A 17682-nucleotide genomic window follows, 5' to 3' on the forward strand; every position below is an offset into this window, starting at 1 on the left:
GGAATCGTTGAACTCCACGCTGGCGCAAAGCGCCGCGATGCAAGAAGGAGGACTGGGCGCCGGCGCCGCAGCCGGCGCGGCCGCTTCCGTCGGCATGAAACCGGACGAAGTGATCGCGGCGCGCAAAGCGCATTTCTTCCCGTGCACGCAGCACTTTTACCGCAATCCGCCGGTGCTCGTATCCGGCTTGATGCAGCGGGTCACGGACGGCGAAGGCAAGCGCTACACCGATTTCTTCGCCGGCGTATCCGTTGTGGCCAGCGGCCACTGCAATCCGGCGATCGCCGAGGAGACGGCGCGGCAGGTGCGCACGCTCCAGCATACGACGACCGTGTACCTGACGGAACCGTCGGCCAGGCTGGCGCGGCGCATGGCCGAGCTGCTGCCGGCTTATCCGCGCGTTTTCTTCTGCAACAGCGGTTCGGAAGCGAACGAAGGCGCGCTCGTGCTGGCGCGCCGCCATACGAAGCGCAGAGGCTTTATCTCGCTGACGGAATCGCTGCACGGCCGCACTTCGCTGACGATCAGCGTAACCGGGCTGAGCATGTGGCGCACCGATCCGTTCCCGGACAGCCATGTGTACTTTATCCCGCGGCCGTACGAATACGGCATGGACCCGGCCGAAGCGGCGGAGCGTTCGCTGAACGCGCTGGAAGACGTGCTGCGCGAAGCCGGCGACAATATCGCGGCCATGATCGTCGAGCCGATCCAGGGCAACGGCGGCATGATCGTGATGCCGGACGGCTACCTGGCCCGGGCGAAGCGGCTGCTGGAGCAGTACGGCGTGCTCATGATCGCCGACGAGATCCAGACCGGCTTCGGCCGGACGGGACGGCTGCTCGCCTCGGAGCAGCTCGGCGTGCAGGCCGATATCGTCACCATGGCCAAAGCGCTCGGCGGCGGCATCCCGATCGGCGCGTTCGCCGCGACCGAAGAAGTCGCCGCTTCGCTGAACAGCCCGTCGGCTTCGACGTTCGGCGGCAATCCGGTCTCGGCGGTAACGGCGCTGGCCGTGCTCGATTACATCGAGGCCAAGAACCTGCCGGAACGCGCGGCGCGTCTCGGCTCGGCGCTCAAGCTCGGCCTGGAGCGGCTGCGCGCGTTCTATCCGCGCATCCTGTCCGAAGTGCGCGGCCTCGGCCTGATGCTCGGCGCGGAGCTGCACGCGGACGATCCGGCGCTCGGCGCGGCCGTCGTCGACCGGGTGCTGGAAGAGATGAAAGACCGAGGCTTCCTGATCGGCAAGAACGGCGTGTCGCGCAACGTGCTGGCGTTCCAGCCGCCGCTTGTGATCGAAGCTTCCGATATCGAAAGCATGCTGGAAGCGCTGGACGCGGTGCTGGGCGGCATCGAGCAGGAGCGGATTCAAGCCGAGTCTCCGTCCGGGCCGCGGCGGGCGGACGAAGGAGAGCGGCAATGAGTGCCGCTATCCGCAGCGCGCTGGTAAAAACGCGCGATTTCGGCGCGCTGGTCATGTTCTCGCATACGCTGTTTTCGCTGCCGTTCGCGATCATCTCGATCGTGTGGGCGGCCGGCGGCGCGCCTTCCTGGCGCGTGATCCTCTGGTCGCTGATCGCGCTGATCGCCGCCCGCAACGGCGCGAACGCCTTCAACCGCCTGGCGGACCGCGAGTTCGACGCCGCCAATCCGCGCACCGCGCACCGGCATCTGCCGCAGAAACTGCTCGGCGTGCGCGAGGTGTGGGTGTTCGTGATCGTCAACTACGCGATCTTTATCGTCGCGGCCGGCATGCTCAACATGCTGTGCCTGATCCTGTCGCCGGTGGCGATCTTCCTGATCTCGTCGTACTCTTACACCAAACGCTTTACCTGGCTGAGCCATCTGTACCTGGGCTTTACGATCGCGTCCGCGCCGATCGGAGCCTGGTTCGCCGTCACGGGATCGTTTGCGTTCACGCCGTTCGTGCTCGGCACGATCGTGATGCTGTGGATCGGCGGTTTCGATATTCTGTACGGCACGCAGGATATCGATTTCGACCGCAAACAGGGGCTTTACTCGATCCCGAGCGCGTTCGGCCTCAAGCCGGCGCTGTACATTTCGCGTTTTCTGCATACCGTGATGGTCCTGCTGCTGCTGTTCCTGTTCTTTTTCCGCGGCCTCGGCTGGATCTACCTGGCGGGCATCGTCATCGCGGCGTTCCTGCTCCTGCTGGAGCACGGCATCGTGAAGCCGCACAACCGCCGCCTGATGCAGATCGCTTCGTACAACCTGAACCAGGTCGTCAGTATGCTGATTCTATCGTTTACGATGCTGGATTATTTTTTGTAAAAAGACGCAGAGGCGTGCCGCGGGAAGCGAATCTTCGGCGCGCCGGATAAAAAGCGGACTCCGTACCGGATGGGTACGGAGTTTTTGTGCGCAGAAATCGTTTGGTGATTAGAAAGTTACAGGAAATGGGTTAAAGTGGATAACGACTTATTATTCTATTTATATTTTTGTCCGAAAAATAACGTTGGCGGACCGGAGGCGGCTTAGAAACGGCGCGCTGTCGGCCGGCTGCCGGAGGGAGGTCTGTGAACCATGCGCTTTGTCCGTGCCGAGCGTTCCGCGGGATATTCGCCGTATTCGCTTATTCAGCGGATTGGCCTGCTGGCTTTTTTCCCTCTGCCGGTGCTGGCTTTTATGTTCGTGACGAACGCAGGTTGGGTGTATCGCAAGCTTACCGACCCGATGGCTTCGGACGTCTGGGATCGGCTGCTGCAAACGCCCGCCATGAACCTGGTCTTGATGATCCAGGGGCTGCTGCTGATTGCGGCGGCGCTGGCGGGAGTGCGCAGGCCGCCGCGGTTCGTCGCGGTATATATGCTGATCCTGCTGACGCTTTGGGGCGCTTATCTGCTGCTGGACGACATTAATATCGCATTCTGGAGATACGCTGCGGATTCTTTGGTCATGTCGGCGCTGCTGGCCTATCCGGCGTTTACGGCTTGGGCCGCTGCAATACTGCTTGCTTTGCTGCTGTGGAAACTGCGGGAAGTGCCGGCGGAATCGGACAAGTCTGCGCTGGTTTGGCTAAAAAGCATGCACGTCGTCGTTCTGCTGACGATGCTGCTGTGCGCGGCGGGACTGGTTTTTCTCGATCGGGAGGAGACGCAGCGGATGCTGCAAAATACGGACTGGTCGGATATCGGCATAAAGCTGCATAGGCTGCTGATCGGAAGCGCGCTTGCCGAACCGCTGCTGCTCGCCGCGTTTGCGCTGAGCGGCGGCGGACGCAGAACCTTTCGGGTTGTGCTGGCGGAAGCGGCGGCGATGATCGCCGCGCTGCTTCTGTCGCGATATGCGGGAAGCGACGCGCTGCGCAGCCGGCTGCTCGAAGGCTCGGCGGAATCGCATACGCTGGCCGGCCTGTGCGCCGCTGCCGTTCCGCTGTCGCTGCTGTTTGCGATTTATATCGCGTTTGCGCCGCGAAAGAATAGCTGGGACGAAAAGGGATGAGCGATAGACGGAGGGAAGTCGCGACGTTTCAGAGGTACTTATTTTCGCGATAAAAAGGCTGTAAAACGAAAAATGCTGCGGAGGCGCATCGTTTTCTTCCGGGTTCCGCTCAAGGGCGGCGATTGGGAAGGAAATGATGTATCCTCGCAACATTTTTGATAAACCGGGTTGATAAGCACGAAAATGATGCGCTTATGCAACAATTTCGATGAGGCGCCTGGAGAGAAGGCGTAAAGGCGGCGCAAAGCGGACAGGCAGCAGGGAGATACCGGTAGCCTGTCCGCCAGCGGAAACCGATCGCGTCCGCTCAGTCCTGCGGCTCCGACAGAAAACGGCGGATCCCGGCGGTGACGAGATCGTGATCTTCCTGGTCCGGCAGGCCGGATACGGTGATCGTGCCGATCTGTCCTTCTCCGGCAACGATCAGCGGAAAAGCGCCGCCGGCCAGTACATAATCGCCGCCGCTGAGGCCGTAGTCGGTTTCCAGCGTTTTGTTTTCGCCGCGCAGCAGCAGGGCGGTATGCCAGGAGCTTTTGGCGAAGCGGCCTACCGTATTGTTTTTGCGGCGAATCCAATCTTCGTTCTCGGGATAAGTGCCTTCCATCGCATGCAGAAACAGACGGTGTCCGGCGCGCGTGATATCGACGGTGACGGCTTTGCCGCTGCGGCGGGCTTCGTCGATCAGCGCCACGCCGAGCGCAAGCGCCGTATCCGCGTCGAAAGCGGGAAAGCGCAGTTCTTCTTCTTCGTTTTTCATTTGCAGCAGACGTGCTTCGTCGGTCATGGTCATCGTTAATCGTATGGCTCCTTCATTGTTGGCTGATTGAGGGGTTGGGCTGGGGGTGATGGAGTTAATTCGACGGGGGACTCGCTATTTCCTTTTGTCTCTCCGGGTTGTTTTCCTTCGGAAAGCCAAAAGTCGTTCCAAAAGCAAATAGCGAGTCCGGGGGTGTGGGGGAGAGGGCTCGCTCCTGGCGGAGCATCGCCGGTGTGGAGGGAGGGGCTCGCTCCTGGCGGAGCATCGCCGGTGTGGAGGGAGAGGCTCGCTCCTGGCGGAGCATCGCGCTGGTGTGGAGGAGGGCTCGCTCTTGGCGGAGCATCGCTTAAAGCGCCGGCTCCTGCGGAGCGGCGCAAAAAGACCGGCGAAGTTATCGCCGGTCGGATTGTCGAGAAACGATTGGATGTAAACCTAATTTAGGCGGGTTCAATTGGAAGGAAAGGTCGGGAAAGGGCTGAACAAATAAAGCCAGCGGCAAGAAGAATCCAAATAGCTGCGTATAGGCCCTTATTCCGGCTTTATCTTACGTTTTCGAGCAAATAACTGCACTCATACATCTATTTCGAGCTTTTGCGCTTCGATTCGGTCTTTGGTCTCCGAATAGCTGCACCTGCGTCGCTATTTGGAGAAATCGAAGGATTTCGCCCCAAATAAGTGTACCTGTGCCGCTATTTTCTGTTTGGAACCATACCCGGCTTTCTCAACAGCCTGACCGGCGAAGTTATCGCCGGTCAGGCTCATTCGCATATATGCAGGCAGTGGAAAAAATCGGTTGACGGATCGGAAGTCCAACAGAAAATAGCATCCTGTATACACTTATTTTCTCCGGATTCCAGCTTTTCTTGCAAATAACGTCGTGTATACATTTATTTCGTTGGTTTTTGGACCGGGGCCGACGTTTTTCCGGAAATAAGTGTACCGGTGCGCTTATTTTAAAATCGGGCGCCTTTCTGCTTCAAATAGTTGTACCTGTGCCGTTATTTTGGTTTCTCGTTTGCGGCAGGCTTGTATTGGGCGTTCTCCGGAACAATCTCCATTCTCTCAATCGAACAAGCCTCTCCACGAAACGCGCAGCAAAAACATTCTCAACGAAACAAGGCCGGCGAAGTTATCGCCGGCCCTGCTTTAATATTTCCGCCCGCCGAAGTAATCGGCGAGCGATAAGAGGTCCGCGTGGGCGGGGTGGCCGCCCAGCGAAAGGGCGATGCGGCGCGCGAGTTCGAGTTCGGCGCGGCAGAATTCTTCGGCGCGGCGGAGAGCGCCGCTCGCGCGGATCGCGTCCAGCAGCGGCCGGATGTCTTCCGGCCGCGTATGCGGGCCCACCGCGCGGATCTCGGCGGCCAGCGCCGGGTCTTCAAGGGCGTACAGCACGGGCAGCGTGACCTGCCCGCCGAGCAGGTCGCTGCCGGCCGGCTTGCCGAGCTGCTGCTCGGAAGCGGTGAAGTCCAGCAGATCGTCCCGGATCTGGAACGAGAGGCCGAGGTGCTCGCCGAACGCGTACAGGCTGCGGCACAGGTCTTCGTCGGCGCCGGCGGCGCGGGCGCCGAATTCGAGCGAAACGGCCATCAGATGGGCCGTTTTGTGCTTGGACTTGAGCAGGTAATCGTCCAGGCTGAGCGAATAGTCGTATGCGTGTTCGAGCTGTTCGTACTCGCCGAGGCACAGCTCGGCGGTGGCTACGGCCGTAAAGCTTTCCCGGCCGCCGCCCGCCTGCTCGTCGGCCTGCGACAGCAGTTCGACGACGCGGGCGGACATGTAGTTGCCTACGTATACGGCTTTGGCCGGACCGATCAGCGTATGCAGCGAAGGTTCGCCGCGGCGCAGGGGAGAACGGTCGATCAGGTCGTCGTGGATCAGCGAAGCGGTGTGGATGAACTCCGCGGCGGCGGCAAGCTGGACGATGCGGTTATCGTCGGCCCGCGGCCCGAAGCGGCTGCCGACGATGACCAGCATCGGCCGCAGCCGTTTGCCGCCGGCTTCGATCGTTTGCAGCAGCGAACGCTCCAGTTCGGAGTTCGGCGGCACGTCGTTGTCGTACTTGACGATGCGCTTCATTTCGCGTTCCACCCGCCGCAGGTCGATTCCCAGCGTTTTGTGCAGTTCCATGGCTATGCCCCTTCCCGCAGATCCGCAAGCACCTGCTCGAACACGGGCAGCAGCCGGATTTCTCCGGTCCGGCCGAGCGCGCGGGCGATCTGGATCTTTTTGACGAACGGGGACATGGCTTTGAGCAGCGGTTCTTCTTTGCATTTGAGCGTATATTGGATGTACAGGCTGTATAAATAATCGCCGTCCAGGATGCGGCGGGTCAGATCCGCGTCTTCGAGCGCAAGCGGAGCGGCATGCCGTTCCAGAGCGGAGGAGAGCAGGATATAGACGGCCAGCAGCCGTGAACGCCGGAGCGGTTCGATGCCGCGGCGTTCAAAGGCGGAGAGAGCCTCGTCCAGCACGGCACGCTCCGGATTCAGCCGGATTCGCGTGACCGGATCGATCTCGGCCTCCAGGCGTTCCAGTGCTTCCCGGATAAAGTTGTCGTTCATTGAGGCACCCCTTGACGGACTGACGAAATACCGAATCGGCGTGTGTGGCTTATATACCGTGTTCACTTGGATTCCTCCACATTATGAAACAATTTCGTTGATTATGCAAAATTGCAGAATAGAAAAAGCGGGGCCATGTGCGTTTTTAGCTGCACATGACCCCGCCCAAAACGCAAAGTCGGCCGTCAGTCCGTATGAAGATACCAGCGTTTAGCAAACCACGTTTTCTTCCAGTGTTTCTTGAGCCAAGGCAGAACGTAGTAGTCGAGGCCGAAGATGCTGCCCGATCCGCCGATGAGGGCGAATGCCGCGAACCAGTACCACCACATGTCGGTCGGCGCCATGCCGGACGACCAGATCATGAGGCCCATGCCGATCGTTGCGATCGAGGCGATAGCCGAGAACAGGCCGGCGATCAGCATCAGACCGAAGATGATTTCGGCGGCAACCATGCCGATTTGGAAAGCGGTGGCGAGCCAGGTGTAGCCGCCGTCGCCGGTGTAGAACATCAGGTCCATCATCGAGCTGACGATGTTGGAGATAAAGTGCGGTACCGGAATCGCCTGTACCGCCTGGCCGGCGTTTTCGACCGCCGAAGCGGCTGCCTGGGCGTCGACCGCGTTGGCGACATTGCCCACGGCTTCCGAAGCCGCGCTGACGACGTCCGCGTTCGGGTCCGGCGGAATCAGGAAGATATTGCTCGGATTATCGATGACTTTTTGCAGCTTGTCCCAACCTTCGTGCAGCCACATCCAGCCGACGAAGATGCGCAGCGGTACGAGCCAGAAGTTCGGGGAACGCTTCGAGAAGTGTCCGCCCACGAAAGTACGGCGATCGTGCGCATGGAAGATCTGGTGCATCAGGTACGTCCAGACCCGGGCGAAGCCGGCTACGGAGAACTGATACAGGATATTGATGGCGTGCTTGGCGAACATCGCGAAGAATCCGGTAAGCGAGAAGAATTTGCCCGGCAGGCCGACGCTTGCGACGCCGTAGCGGCTGCCGATCGAGACCATCATGCCGTGGAAAGCCGGTTTGTACGATTTCTTCGCGCCGCCGTTGATATCGGCCGCGATATTGTTGGCGATCAGCGGAGCGGCGTGCTCGGCATTTTCGACCATCTGCGGAACCGGACGCTCTTCGCCTTCCGGAATGTAGAAAATGTTGTCGCCGACGACGTACACGTTCTCGTGATCGAGACTTTGCAGCTTGTCGTTCGTTTCGATGCGTTTGCGGCCTTTTTGCTGTACGTCGAGCTTGTCGAGAATTTCCGCGCCTTCGACGCCCGCGGTCCAGATCACGGTGCGCGCAGTCAGTTTTTGTCCGCTCAGATCGACGCCCGTTTCCGATACGCCGGTGATCTGCTTGCCGGTAATGATTTCGATATCGAGCTTCTTGAGGTAGCGCTCGGACTTGGCGATCAGCTTATCCGGCAGCAGCGGCAGGATCTTCGGCGCCATATCGGCCACGATCATGCGCACTTCGGACGGATCGATGTAGAATTCGCGGCAGAGTTCGCTGCGGTATTCGGCCATTTCGCCGATCAGTTCGACGCCCGTAAAGCCGGCGCCGACCACGACGAAAGACAGTTTCTCGCGGCGGATCTGCGCATCGGATTCTCTGGCGGCTTCGTCGAACATTTGACGGAACCGGTCTTTGAGCACGACGGCGTCGTCGTAAGACCAGAGCGTGTAGCTGTTCTCTTCCGCGCCAGGGATGCCGAAGAAGGTCGGTTTGGAGCCTGTACCGATAACCAGATAGTCATACGAGTAGGAAGCTTGTTGGCCCTGCAGCGACTGCGCGGTAAAGTCGATGTTCTCGATTTCGTCGAGTACGACGTCAACCTTGAGGCCGGCGAAAATCTTTTTCAGTTCGATCTTGATCGAATCTTCCGGCGTCCGGTTAGCCGCGACTTCGTGCAGTTCGGTCAGCAGCGTGTGGTACGGATTGCGGTCGATGAGCTGAATTTGTACGTCGTTGTTTTTCTTGAATTTTTTGGCCAGGTTTTTCGCAGTGAGAACGCCGCCGTAACCTCCGCCCAGTATGACTATCTTCTTCATCAGATGAACCAACCTTTCCATGGACGGCTTTTGCGGGCTTTTCGTTTGAATGATAAGGAAACAAAAAGCCCAAGCCTGTCCAATGTTTCAAATTAAAGACTTATGTTTAGTATATCGGCACTTCATTTTTAGGGCAATCCCTTATTTTGCGTCTTTCAGGGCTTGTTCGGCCAGTTGGAGATACGAAGCGACATGGATCGTTACGCCGCTGATTGCGTCGGTCGTTCCGTCTTCTTTCGTTTCGACGGCGGCCGGATCTTGTTTCTCGATCACGTATTGTTCGGCTTTTTGCGCTTCTTCGTGCCATTCGGCCTGCGCTCCGCCTTTTTCTTTCATGCCGTATTTGCCGTCTTTGGAGTAGGCTTTCTTGTCGTCGCCGTCTTTGTTCACGCCGCTGAAGTTAACCGCTGCGATCTTGCCGGCTACGACGGTCACGTCGGCTGTTTCTTTCCAGCCGCTTTCGGCGTCGAAGTCCGCGGCTTCCGCATGGTACGCGCCGTCTTTGTAAGGACCCGCTTCAACCGGACCGGCCGCCAGAGCTTCCTCGGCAAGTTTCGTGAAATCATTCACGTGAACGGATACACCGGAAACGACGTCGGTATGGCCTTCGGCATCGGTCGTGATCTTCGCCGGGTCTTGGTTGTCGATCAGGTACTGTTCGACTTTCTCGGCTTGTTCGTGCCATTCGGACGAAGCGCCGCCGGCTTTCATGCCGTATTTGCCTTCTTCGGAGTAGGTTTTCTTGTCCGGTCCGGCGTTGATGCTCGTTGCGCTCCAGGTAGCGTCGGCGATCTTGCCGCCTTCAACCTGCAGAATCACGTAAGGCTGCCAGCCGGATTCTTCATCCATGTCGCCCTGAGCGAAGTACATGCCGTCCTGGAGATCCCCGGCTGCCGGTTCTTCGGCCGCAGGCTCTTCCGCCGCCGGTTCTTCGGCTGCCGGTGTTTCGGTCTTCGTTTCCGTTTGTGCAGGCTTGTCGGTCGTTGCCGTTTGCGCGTCTTCCGTTTTGTTTCCGCACGCGGCGAGCGTACCCATCAGCAGGATGCTGCACATCAGGACGGACCAGCTTTTCATTTTCATTCGTTACCCCTCCGTTTTGTCTGAATGAACCGTTTAAACGATCATCGGTTTTCCGAAAACGATCACGTCCGGCCGGCTTCATCCATTCAAAACATTGCGGCTGGAGGACGATGTCCGGGTGATTCTTTGCTTCCGTCATCGTTTTCGTACAAAGAATAACATACAATTTGAAGTATTCAAGTGACAAAAATCACAAAGTATGTGGCAAATGTCTCACAATCAAGCAAACAGGCATAAAGACTCAGGCAAAATGAAAAAGTAAGGGGTTTCCCTGAGAAGGCAGGCGGGGATTCAGCATAAAGTAGGCCGGGTAATTTAAAATTGAACGGATATACAATCCAGTAAGGAGTGAGCCTCATGACGAATCCGATCGAAACCAAAGTAATCAAAGGCAGATGGAACCAGACGCGCGACGAAGCGAAGAAACAGTGGAGCAAGCTGACCGAAGACGATTTGACGTATATCGATGGAGAAAAGGAAAGGCTCATCGAAAAAGTGCGCGAACGATACGGACACGACGCCGAATCGGCGGAACTCGAATATAAGTCCTGGGCGTCCGCGCTCACGACGGGAAGCGATCGTTAAGAGATTCCGTTCTCGACGCCGCTTTTTCGCCCGGCGGGCACGTTGATCCGCCTCGGCGTTCGCTAACGCAAAGCGGGGAACGGGGCGCTTTTTCTTTTACAACCAAGATCGAACTCGCAAAAGGGAGGGACGGTTATGTACGAATCTTATATCGTATCCGGCAGGGTCGTCGAGCGGCGGGGAGACACGGTCATCACGGTGCAGGGAGACGTTGTAAGTTCTTATCATCTGCGTTACTATGCGATGCCGGCCGGCGAGGAAGCCGCGGACGGGGAGGTCCTTCAGGGTCCGACCGAATCGGCGGCCGAACCGTTTATCCTTCCCAAGTTGAAAAAGCCTCTGTTCTCGCATCGTCCGGGACACGGACACAAAAAAAGTGCTTTTCGCGCCTGACGGCGCGGAAAGCACTTTTTTGCGTGAACAGGCGCCGCTCTGGGAATACGAGTGTATGCGGGTACCCCGCGGACGGCGGGAAAGCGGCCATCGATCTTCGCCGCGAACCTTTCGGCTGGTTACGCTTTTACAGAGGCAGCAGATCTACGCCGCTCCGGCGTTCGAGCGCTTGCACCATTTCCGTCCACTGCGCGGGTTTCGGCTCAAGCACGCTGTAGTACGCGCGCAGAAATTTGGCGACGAACGGTCCGGGCAGCGAAGGCGTTTCCCGGTAGGGAAGGAAGCACAGATCCAGTCCGCCGACCGCTTCGCCGTCTCCCTGCCAGGACGGGTGGACGTAAGCGAAGTCGAGACGGCGGTAGCCGAGATGGGCCAGCACTTCGCGCCGCACGAACGGGTCCATCGGCTTCACGCCGCCGAATTCGTGATCGCCGGAGCGGTACGGATCGTAGATCTCCGCGAACATGCCGCTCAGCGTTCCGCCGGCTGCGGCGGCCAGGCTTTGCAGATCGGCTTCGCGCCGCTTCGCCAGGAAAGGACCGATGCCCAGACCCGGCCGCCCGATAATCGTGAAGTCGGTCATCGCAATATCGTCTTCCGGATAGTAGCGGTATTCCGTAGCGCCCACCACTTCGCCTGCGTGCACCGCGACAAAGACGCGGATGCCCGGGTCCCGCAGCGGCTCCCGCCACAGTTCGAACGCCAGCACTTCCTCCGGCGGGAAAATTTCGCTCATCAGCCGGTGCAGCCCGGCGAACAGCGGATCGTCAAGATCGTTGACGCGAATGTATTCCATATCCATCCCTCCGAGTATCCTCGTTTAATCGAGACAAGTAATTGAGAAAAGCCGCCGTGCCGTCAAAGAAATTTCGTACAGCCCATATGCCTATGTTGACAGGTCTATATTATAGAGGGAACGCATCCGGACGAACGTCTGCGGAATGCCGAAACGGATTGCGCCATTCCATCAGCAGCGCGCAGCCGGCGGACTCTTCGTCGTCCAGATAGTCCCGTGCCACGGCCACGGGCAGACGCCCGCAGCGCAGCAGGAAGCCGACGACGGGATCGCGTCGTTCGCCGCTCAGCACCGCCTCGACATACTCTTCCGGCGTCAGTTCGGCCGCGGCCCGCCCGTAACCGGGCATGCGCGCGCCGCCCAGCAGCCGGTCGAGCCCCAGTTCGACGACCAGTTCGTAAGCCGCCTGGAGCATCTGCTTGCCCAGCCCCAATCCGCGCGCGGACGGAGAAACGCCGATATCCACTACGTAAAGCGTATTACCATCCGGGGCGTGCGTGCCGATATATCCGTTATCGGTCATTTCGGCCCAGGTGTGCCGGAGCCGGTCGGGAGCCGTTAAGTCGATCGACGCGATCATGGTGGTCAGCGAGCCGACGACCGCTCCGCCGATCTCGGCGCACAGCATGCCCTGCGGGAACCGCCGCAAATGATTCAGCAGCTGCTCGCGGTTCCACCACAATTCGGACGGATACGGCGGCGGGAAGCATTCGCGCTGAATCCGGATCAACGCTTCGATATCGTCTTCGCGGTAATTGCGGATCGTCAGGCGCTCCGGTTTGTTGTCGCGATAAACGAAGCAGCTTTTCTCATAGGAAGAAAAGTCCGCCTGATTCATAAGGTTTCCTCCTTTCGGCGAAAGCCGGGTTCGGCGGGTTTGAAAAAAAGTCTAAGACCAATCCGTATACAGATCGGTGCGGCGGTCGCGCCAGGTCGTCACGGAGCCTTTTTCGCGCACCTCGTTCAGCAGTTCGAGATCCAGATCGGCCGCAATAATCATGTCGTCGTTGATCTCGCCTTCGGCCACGATGCCGCGCGGCGGGAACGGGACGTCGTTCGGCGAGATGACCGCCGCCTGTCCGAAGTTGCCGCGCATAAAGTCGACCGTCGGCAGCGAACCGACCGTGCCGGTCGTCACGACGTAGACCTGGTTCTCGATCGCGCGGGCGTGGCAGGTATAGCGCACGCGGTGGAAACCGTGCCGGTCGTCCGTGCAGGACGGACAGAAGATCACGTCGGCGCCTTTTGCGCGGGCCATGCGGACGATCTCGGGAAACTCGATATCGTAGCAGGTCAGCAGCGCGATCCTGCCCTTGGACGTTTCGAATACCGAAAGACCGTCGCCGCGCGCCATGTTCCATTCGTGCGCTTCGGTCGGCGTGATATGGATTTTCTCCTGCGTTTCGATCCGGCCGTCCGGGAAAAAGAGGTGCGCGGTATTGTACAGTTTGTCTGCGCGGCGCACCACATGCGTTCCGGCGATAATGTGCATGCCGGAGTCGGCGGCCAGGCGGCGAAACAAATCGGTGTACTCCGGCGTATAATCAGGCAGGCGCTCTATGCCCTGCGCAAGCCCGTCTTCGCCGGGGATGGACAGAAGCTGGGTCGTGAAGAACTCGGGGAACAGCAGAAATTCCGTTTCGAACTCCTGCGCCGTTTTTACATAATGCTCCGCCTGCGCGGCGAACTCGCCGAACGAAGCGATCGTATGCAGATGATACTGCACGGCGGCTGCGCGTATTTTCATGGGAATCCTCCTTATACGGCATCGAGATTCTGCGCGGTAGTCCGACGCTGGCACCATCATAACAAATGTGCGGGACGCTCACCAACCCCGTGCCTGCCTTGACAGATATTGTATTGCGTATAGAATTAAAAGATCATACGTTCGAAACTTGAAAAACGCACTTCCCGCCGGAACTTCATGGTATGATGGGACAAAGTGCGATTCAAACAAAGACCGCCGGAACGGAAGATTCGGGAAATTGAGGCGAAGAGATGGAATTTTCGAAAATGTTTGCGCAAAATATGGCCATGCTGATTACGTGCGCCTATCTTGCAAATCTACTCTATAAGTATGCCATTTATCGCATGCCGGCCGGCTTCAAATACATCGGATCGGTGCTGCTGCTGATCGCGGGCGGGTGGATCGCCACGCTGTTCGGTTTCCAGCTTACGAAAGATGTTATTTTCGACATGCGCATCGTTCCGTTGCTGATTGCGATCTTCGTTTACCGGAGTCCGACGATCGTGTTTATGGTGGGACTGGGCATCGGGCTGACCCGTTTTGCGTTCGGGTGGAGCGAAGCGGCCATGGCCGGGTTTATCAACCTGACGATCCTGGGCGCTGCCGGCGCTCTGCTGAATGTGTGGCTTCGTCGCAGCCGGTTCGGATTCCCGGCTCAGGCCGCGATCGCAATCGGGATCATCAACCTGCTGAACTGCGTGAATATCACGATCTTCGGCGTAATTCCGAAAGCGTATTATTGGACGCATATCGTACCTTACGCGCTGCCGACCAGTATCGTGCTGTGCGCCGCTTTCGCTTTTATGCTGCGGGATTTCCAGAAAGACCAGCAGAGAACGATCCAGCTTGCCGAAGCGAACCGGCTGCTCCAGAAGCAGACGGAAGAGCTGAGCAAGAACAAGATCGTGCTGGAAGACCGGGCCAAGCAGCTGCTGCTCGCTTCCCAGTACAAATCCGAATTTCTGGCCAATATGTCGCACGAGCTGCGAACCCCGCTGAACAGCATTATCAACCTGGCCCAGTTTATCTCCGATTCGGCCGAGGACACGCCGAGCGAAGAAATGGCGCGCTACGGGGAATTGATTTTCCATTCGGGCGAGGATCTGCTGAAGATTATCAACGATATTCTCGATTTGTCCAAAGTCGAAGCTGGCAAACTGGAGATTTCGAGCGAGGATATCAGCTTGTTCGAGGTGCCGGGCTGGGTCGGACCTTACTTCGAACTGACGGCGCAGCGCAAACAGCTTGCCTTCGATATTCGCGTGGACGACAATCTGCCCGAGGTGATTCATTCCGATCCGCAGCGCCTCCAGCAAATCCTGCGCAACCTGCTGTCCAACGCTTTCAAGTTTACCGAAAAAGGCGGCGTGGAGCTGCGCGTCTACCGGGCGTCGGAGCCGCAGCTCAAAGGGGAGTGGCTCGTATTCGCCGTGCGCGACACGGGAATCGGGATCGCCGCCGAGAAGCACTATACGATCTTCGAAGCGTTCCAGCAGGCCGACGTCACCATCAGCAAAAAGTACGGCGGCACGGGCCTTGGCCTGTCGATCAGCCGCGATCTGTCCCGCCTGCTGGGCGGATTTATCCGCATGGAGAGCGTCGAAGGCAAAGGAAGCACGTTCTCGCTGTTCCTGCCGCTGCTTTGAACGGGTTTGCCGGACAGAAGGCGCGGCCCGGACTTTTCGCGGCCGCGGCTTGATTGACGCGGTCCGACCGCTTAAACTGTCTGTATGTGCAAACGGAATCCGCCGCCCTGTCCGGCACGCGCCGGAGGGCGGCGGTTCGAATTCAAGCCAAAGGATGGGATCATATGCCGAACAGCAAAAAACCAATCTCCACCGACCAGGCGCCGGGCGCGATCGGCCCTTACTCGCAGGCCGTTTCCGCCGGGCCTTTTATCTTCGCCTCCGGCCAGCTCGGACTGAACCCGCAAACGGGAGAATTCCCGTCCGGCGTCGAAGCGCAGACCAAGCAGTCGCTCGATAACGTGCGAGCGATTCTCGAAGCCGCCGGCAGCGGCCTCGACAAAGTCGTCAAAGCGACCGTTTTCCTCAAAGACATGAACGACTTCGCCAAAGTCAACGCCGTGTACGGCAGCTTCTTCAGCCAGCCTTACCCGGCCCGCAGCGCCGTCGAAGTGGCCCGTCTGCCCAAAGACGCGCTGGTCGAGATCGAAGTTATCGCGCTGGCGTCGGTTTAAGCCGAAGCCGTCATACAATTACCCGGCAGCCCGTTAAAGGGTCACGGAACGTCTTAGTGCCAGCTCCGCGCAGTGCGCATACAAAAAACCTCCTTCCCGCTTCGAAGCGGGAAGGAGGTTTTTTTGCTGCTTGAGCGATACTGATTACAAGGAGCAAACTCTCATATAGATGGCCGACAGCGGAATAATCCCGATACAACTTGCAGAACCCAACGCCTCGCCCGAATACTCCGCCGCCGAACTGGCCCTGCCGCCTGTTATGCCTTTGCCAGATTGACTTTTCTGCAACGTAGAAGAGGATTTGCAGATATCGAACGAGCCAGATTGCTTTTTATGCAACGTACGGAGGGAGATTGCTCCGATTTCACCCATTTTGGATTTCTACATTGCCGAAAAGTCAACGTAACTTTGAAAACAATCGATATAAGCCCTCTACGCTGCCTTTTCAGCAACGTAAGAAAGCCAGCCGGCTTTTGCCCCTCGGACTTCGCGGGCCCAGTCCCGCTCCGCCGCCGCCGCAGTCCGCGAAGCCAGGCCCCCCGGCCGCCGCCGCTCCGCCCCTGCCCTCCGCGGAGCCAGACGCGCCTCGGCCGCCGCTGCTCCGCCCCCACGCCCAGCGGCCGCTTCCCGCCGGGAAACGCAGGCGCCCGGCAGCCTCGCCCTCCGCCCTACCCCTGCATGGAGCGGGACGCCCTTCGGGCGCGTCCCGCTCCTGCGACCGCCCTGCGGAGCCCGCGAAGGGCGGAGCGGCCCACCCTCGCGGCGGGACTCCGCAGGGGCGGACGTTTGAGGCGAACAGCGGAGCGGCCGCCTTCTAAAACCGGGAAATCCCCACTGGCTCTTCCACCAATCGGAATTTCCCGGTTTTAGCGAGCGGGGGAGCCCAAACGTCCGCCCCCACCGCCGAGCCCCCTCCAAGACGCTCCCCCTAACTCCACGCTCCCAGAGGCGAGTCCCGCGCCTCCGGGCGACTTGTTTCAATCAGAGCTTCGGTTACGCCCGGCCGAATTGCACCTAAACCGTGTGCAGTTCAGCCGAATGAAAGCCTGATATTTAAGTGAAACAAGCTGCTAGTCCCGATCCACCAGGGACCTCACAAACATCCACACCGCAAACGCCGCCACGCCCACAGCCGCCCACATCGCCGTCATCTGCACGGCCCGCGACGCATCGGCCTGCTCGACCGAGATCGCCTGCAGCGCCCATGCGATCACCAGCGGATACACGCAGTCGCGATAGCGGAAGCCGATGAATACCGCCAGCAGCACCGCCGCGCCCAGCATGACGATCGCCCAGCCGGTATGGCCGAGCCCGAATTCGCCGAAGTCGTGCTTGGTGAGAAAAGCCGAAATATTGACGATCGTGGCCACGCTGATCCAGCCCAGATACAGGCTGAACGGCACTTTGACGAACAGGATGTCCGCGATCTCCGCCCGTTCGCCTTCGAGGCGGGTGCGCCGATACGCCAGAATCAGCGTAACGAGCAGCAGCAGCATAATAATTACCGACAGCCCGGTATAGAGGTAATGCCAGGCGAAGAGCCAGGCCATATTGAGCACGCAGCTCGCCGCGAACAGCGGTCCGGGCGCGGCCGCCGATACGCGGCGTTTGCGTTCGGCCACGAACGCGTAGACGACGAAGCCGATCAGCAGCGCGTAGATGACCGACCAGATCGAGAACGCGTAGCCCGCCGGCGTCAGCAGATTTTTGTACATGTCCGAGATTTCGCCGGTGTCCCGCCCGCCGAGCGGAAGCAGGACGGACAGCGCGTTTACCGCAAGTACCGCGATAAGCAGGACGACGTTCAGCCATTTGTACGGATTTCGGGTAGACATGAAGTGCAAGCTCCTTTCCGAAAAATGACCTGTGGGTCATAACGGTTATGAGCACTTATACCCCAAATTCCCGCCCGCGCACCCGGCAGCGCCGAAATTTCGGATTGCGGCGAGCGAGCAAAGATGGCATAATCGATCATGAAGATAACGGTTTCAAACAAGCGGACAGCCGCCGCAAGCCGAAAAAAGAGGTCTTTACACTCTTTTGT

General features: G+C 59.0%; 16 protein-coding genes. 7 read left to right on the top strand and 9 right to left on the bottom strand.

What is annotated here, in order from left to right:
- The first annotated feature begins 94 nt into the window (after positions 1 to 94).
- The 3 genes from QWJ34_RS16825 to QWJ34_RS16835 all read left to right on the top strand — a co-directional run bounded on the left by QWJ34_RS16825 (position 95) and on the right by QWJ34_RS16835 (position 3459).
- Positions 95 to 1420 (top strand): aspartate aminotransferase family protein, encoded by a 1326-nt coding sequence (locus QWJ34_RS16825; protein WP_302729646.1) that lies wholly within the window; start codon positions 95 to 97, stop codon positions 1418 to 1420.
- Positions 1417 to 2289, top strand: a complete 873-nt coding sequence (locus tag QWJ34_RS16830; protein WP_302729592.1) for a 4-hydroxybenzoate octaprenyltransferase — start codon at positions 1417 to 1419, stop codon at positions 2287 to 2289. The genes QWJ34_RS16825 and QWJ34_RS16830 overlap by 4 nt, the downstream gene beginning before the upstream one ends.
- Before the next feature lie 252 nt (positions 2290 to 2541).
- Entirely contained in the window at positions 2542 to 3459 is a 918-nt protein-coding gene (locus QWJ34_RS16835) for a hypothetical protein (RefSeq protein WP_302729594.1), read from the top strand.
- A 307-nt stretch (positions 3460 to 3766) separates the two neighbouring features.
- Here QWJ34_RS16835 and QWJ34_RS16840 read toward each other — a convergent pair whose 3' ends face one another.
- The 5 genes from QWJ34_RS16840 to QWJ34_RS16860 form a co-directional block, all read right to left on the bottom strand.
- Positions 3767 to 4249, bottom strand: a complete 483-nt coding sequence (locus QWJ34_RS16840) for a heme-degrading domain-containing protein (protein WP_302729595.1) — start codon at positions 4247 to 4249, stop codon at positions 3767 to 3769.
- 1113 nt (positions 4250 to 5362) lie between these two features.
- Positions 5363 to 6343 (bottom strand): polyprenyl synthetase family protein, encoded by a 981-nt coding sequence (locus tag QWJ34_RS16845; RefSeq protein ID WP_302729597.1) that lies wholly within the window; start codon positions 6341 to 6343, stop codon positions 5363 to 5365.
- A 2-nt stretch (positions 6344 to 6345) separates the two neighbouring features.
- Positions 6346 to 6777 (bottom strand): hypothetical protein, encoded by a 432-nt coding sequence (locus QWJ34_RS16850; protein WP_302729599.1) that lies wholly within the window; start codon positions 6775 to 6777, stop codon positions 6346 to 6348.
- Positions 6778 to 6962: 185 nt separating this feature from the next.
- On the bottom strand, positions 6963 to 8837 hold the full coding sequence (locus tag QWJ34_RS16855) for an FAD-dependent oxidoreductase (protein ID WP_302729601.1): 1875 nt from the start codon (positions 8835 to 8837) through the stop codon (positions 6963 to 6965).
- 141 nt (positions 8838 to 8978) lie between these two features.
- Complete coding sequence (locus QWJ34_RS16860) at positions 8979 to 9911, bottom strand: FMN-binding protein (RefSeq protein ID WP_302729647.1); 933 nt, start codon at positions 9909 to 9911, stop codon at positions 8979 to 8981.
- A 363-nt stretch (positions 9912 to 10274) separates the two neighbouring features.
- Here QWJ34_RS16860 and QWJ34_RS16865 point away from each other — a divergent pair, with 363 nt between their 5' ends.
- Together QWJ34_RS16865 and QWJ34_RS16870 are read left to right on the top strand one after the other, a co-directional pair.
- A complete protein-coding gene (locus QWJ34_RS16865; RefSeq protein WP_302729602.1) occupies positions 10275 to 10502 on the top strand; it encodes a CsbD family protein in 228 nt (75 codons plus the stop codon).
- Positions 10503 to 10637: 135 nt separating this feature from the next.
- Positions 10638 to 10895 (top strand): hypothetical protein, encoded by a 258-nt coding sequence (locus QWJ34_RS16870; RefSeq protein WP_302729603.1) that lies wholly within the window; start codon positions 10638 to 10640, stop codon positions 10893 to 10895.
- Between the two features lie 127 nt (positions 10896 to 11022).
- On the opposite strand, the gene QWJ34_RS16875 is transcribed toward QWJ34_RS16870, so the two are convergent.
- The 3 genes from QWJ34_RS16875 to QWJ34_RS16885 form a co-directional block, all read right to left on the bottom strand.
- Positions 11023 to 11691, bottom strand: coding sequence for a GNAT family N-acetyltransferase (locus QWJ34_RS16875; protein ID WP_302729604.1), 669 nt, complete (start codon positions 11689 to 11691; stop codon positions 11023 to 11025).
- A 109-nt stretch (positions 11692 to 11800) separates the two neighbouring features.
- Complete coding sequence (locus QWJ34_RS16880; RefSeq protein ID WP_302729605.1) at positions 11801 to 12529, bottom strand: GNAT family N-acetyltransferase; 729 nt, start codon at positions 12527 to 12529, stop codon at positions 11801 to 11803.
- A gap of 51 nt (positions 12530 to 12580) precedes the next feature.
- A complete protein-coding gene (locus QWJ34_RS16885) occupies positions 12581 to 13438 on the bottom strand; it encodes a carbon-nitrogen hydrolase family protein (RefSeq protein ID WP_302729606.1) in 858 nt (285 codons plus the stop codon).
- Between the two features lie 251 nt (positions 13439 to 13689).
- Here QWJ34_RS16885 and QWJ34_RS16890 point away from each other — a divergent pair, with 251 nt between their 5' ends.
- Positions 13690 to 15084 carry an ATP-binding protein gene (locus QWJ34_RS16890; protein ID WP_302729607.1) on the top strand — a complete coding sequence of 465 codons (1395 nt, stop codon included), beginning with the start codon at positions 13690 to 13692 and terminating at the stop codon, positions 15082 to 15084.
- A gap of 164 nt (positions 15085 to 15248) precedes the next feature.
- Positions 15249 to 15638: a RidA family protein gene (locus tag QWJ34_RS16895; protein WP_302729608.1), complete on the top strand. Its 390-nt coding sequence runs from the start codon at positions 15249 to 15251 to the stop codon at positions 15636 to 15638.
- Positions 15639 to 16708: 1070 nt separating this feature from the next.
- Here the strand turns inward: QWJ34_RS16895 and QWJ34_RS16900 are convergent.
- A complete protein-coding gene (locus tag QWJ34_RS16900; protein WP_302729610.1) occupies positions 16709 to 17473 on the bottom strand; it encodes a TspO/MBR family protein in 765 nt (254 codons plus the stop codon).
- Positions 17474 to 17682 lie beyond the last annotated feature (209 nt).

This window comes from Saccharibacillus sp. CPCC 101409 (genome assembly GCF_030518235.1).
Lineage (GTDB): Bacteria > Bacillota > Bacilli > Paenibacillales > Paenibacillaceae > Saccharibacillus.

Coding starts and splice junctions, on each gene's coding strand:
- QWJ34_RS16825 (WP_302729646.1), top strand. CDS start 95: ATGAAACCGGACGAAGTGATCGCGGCGCGCAAAGCGCATTTCTTCCCG.
- QWJ34_RS16830 (WP_302729592.1), top strand. CDS start 1,417: ATGAGTGCCGCTATCCGCAGCGCGCTGGTAAAAACGCGCGATTTCGGC.
- QWJ34_RS16835 (WP_302729594.1), top strand. CDS start 2,542: ATGCGCTTTGTCCGTGCCGAGCGTTCCGCGGGATATTCGCCGTATTCG.
- QWJ34_RS16840 (WP_302729595.1), bottom strand. CDS start 4,249: ATGACCATGACCGACGAAGCACGTCTGCTGCAAATGAAAAACGAAGAA.
- QWJ34_RS16845 (WP_302729597.1), bottom strand. CDS start 6,343: ATGGAACTGCACAAAACGCTGGGAATCGACCTGCGGCGGGTGGAACGC.
- QWJ34_RS16850 (WP_302729599.1), bottom strand. CDS start 6,777: ATGAACGACAACTTTATCCGGGAAGCACTGGAACGCCTGGAGGCCGAG.
- QWJ34_RS16855 (WP_302729601.1), bottom strand. CDS start 8,837: ATGAAGAAGATAGTCATACTGGGCGGAGGTTACGGCGGCGTTCTCACT.
- QWJ34_RS16860 (WP_302729647.1), bottom strand. CDS start 9,911: ATGAAAAGCTGGTCCGTCCTGATGTGCAGCATCCTGCTGATGGGTACG.
- QWJ34_RS16865 (WP_302729602.1), top strand. CDS start 10,275: ATGACGAATCCGATCGAAACCAAAGTAATCAAAGGCAGATGGAACCAG.
- QWJ34_RS16870 (WP_302729603.1), top strand. CDS start 10,638: ATGTACGAATCTTATATCGTATCCGGCAGGGTCGTCGAGCGGCGGGGA.
- QWJ34_RS16875 (WP_302729604.1), bottom strand. CDS start 11,691: ATGGAATACATTCGCGTCAACGATCTTGACGATCCGCTGTTCGCCGGG.
- QWJ34_RS16880 (WP_302729605.1), bottom strand. CDS start 12,529: ATGAATCAGGCGGACTTTTCTTCCTATGAGAAAAGCTGCTTCGTTTAT.
- QWJ34_RS16885 (WP_302729606.1), bottom strand. CDS start 13,438: ATGAAAATACGCGCAGCCGCCGTGCAGTATCATCTGCATACGATCGCT.
- QWJ34_RS16890 (WP_302729607.1), top strand. CDS start 13,690: ATGGAATTTTCGAAAATGTTTGCGCAAAATATGGCCATGCTGATTACG.
- QWJ34_RS16895 (WP_302729608.1), top strand. CDS start 15,249: ATGCCGAACAGCAAAAAACCAATCTCCACCGACCAGGCGCCGGGCGCG.
- QWJ34_RS16900 (WP_302729610.1), bottom strand. CDS start 17,473: ATGTCTACCCGAAATCCGTACAAATGGCTGAACGTCGTCCTGCTTATC.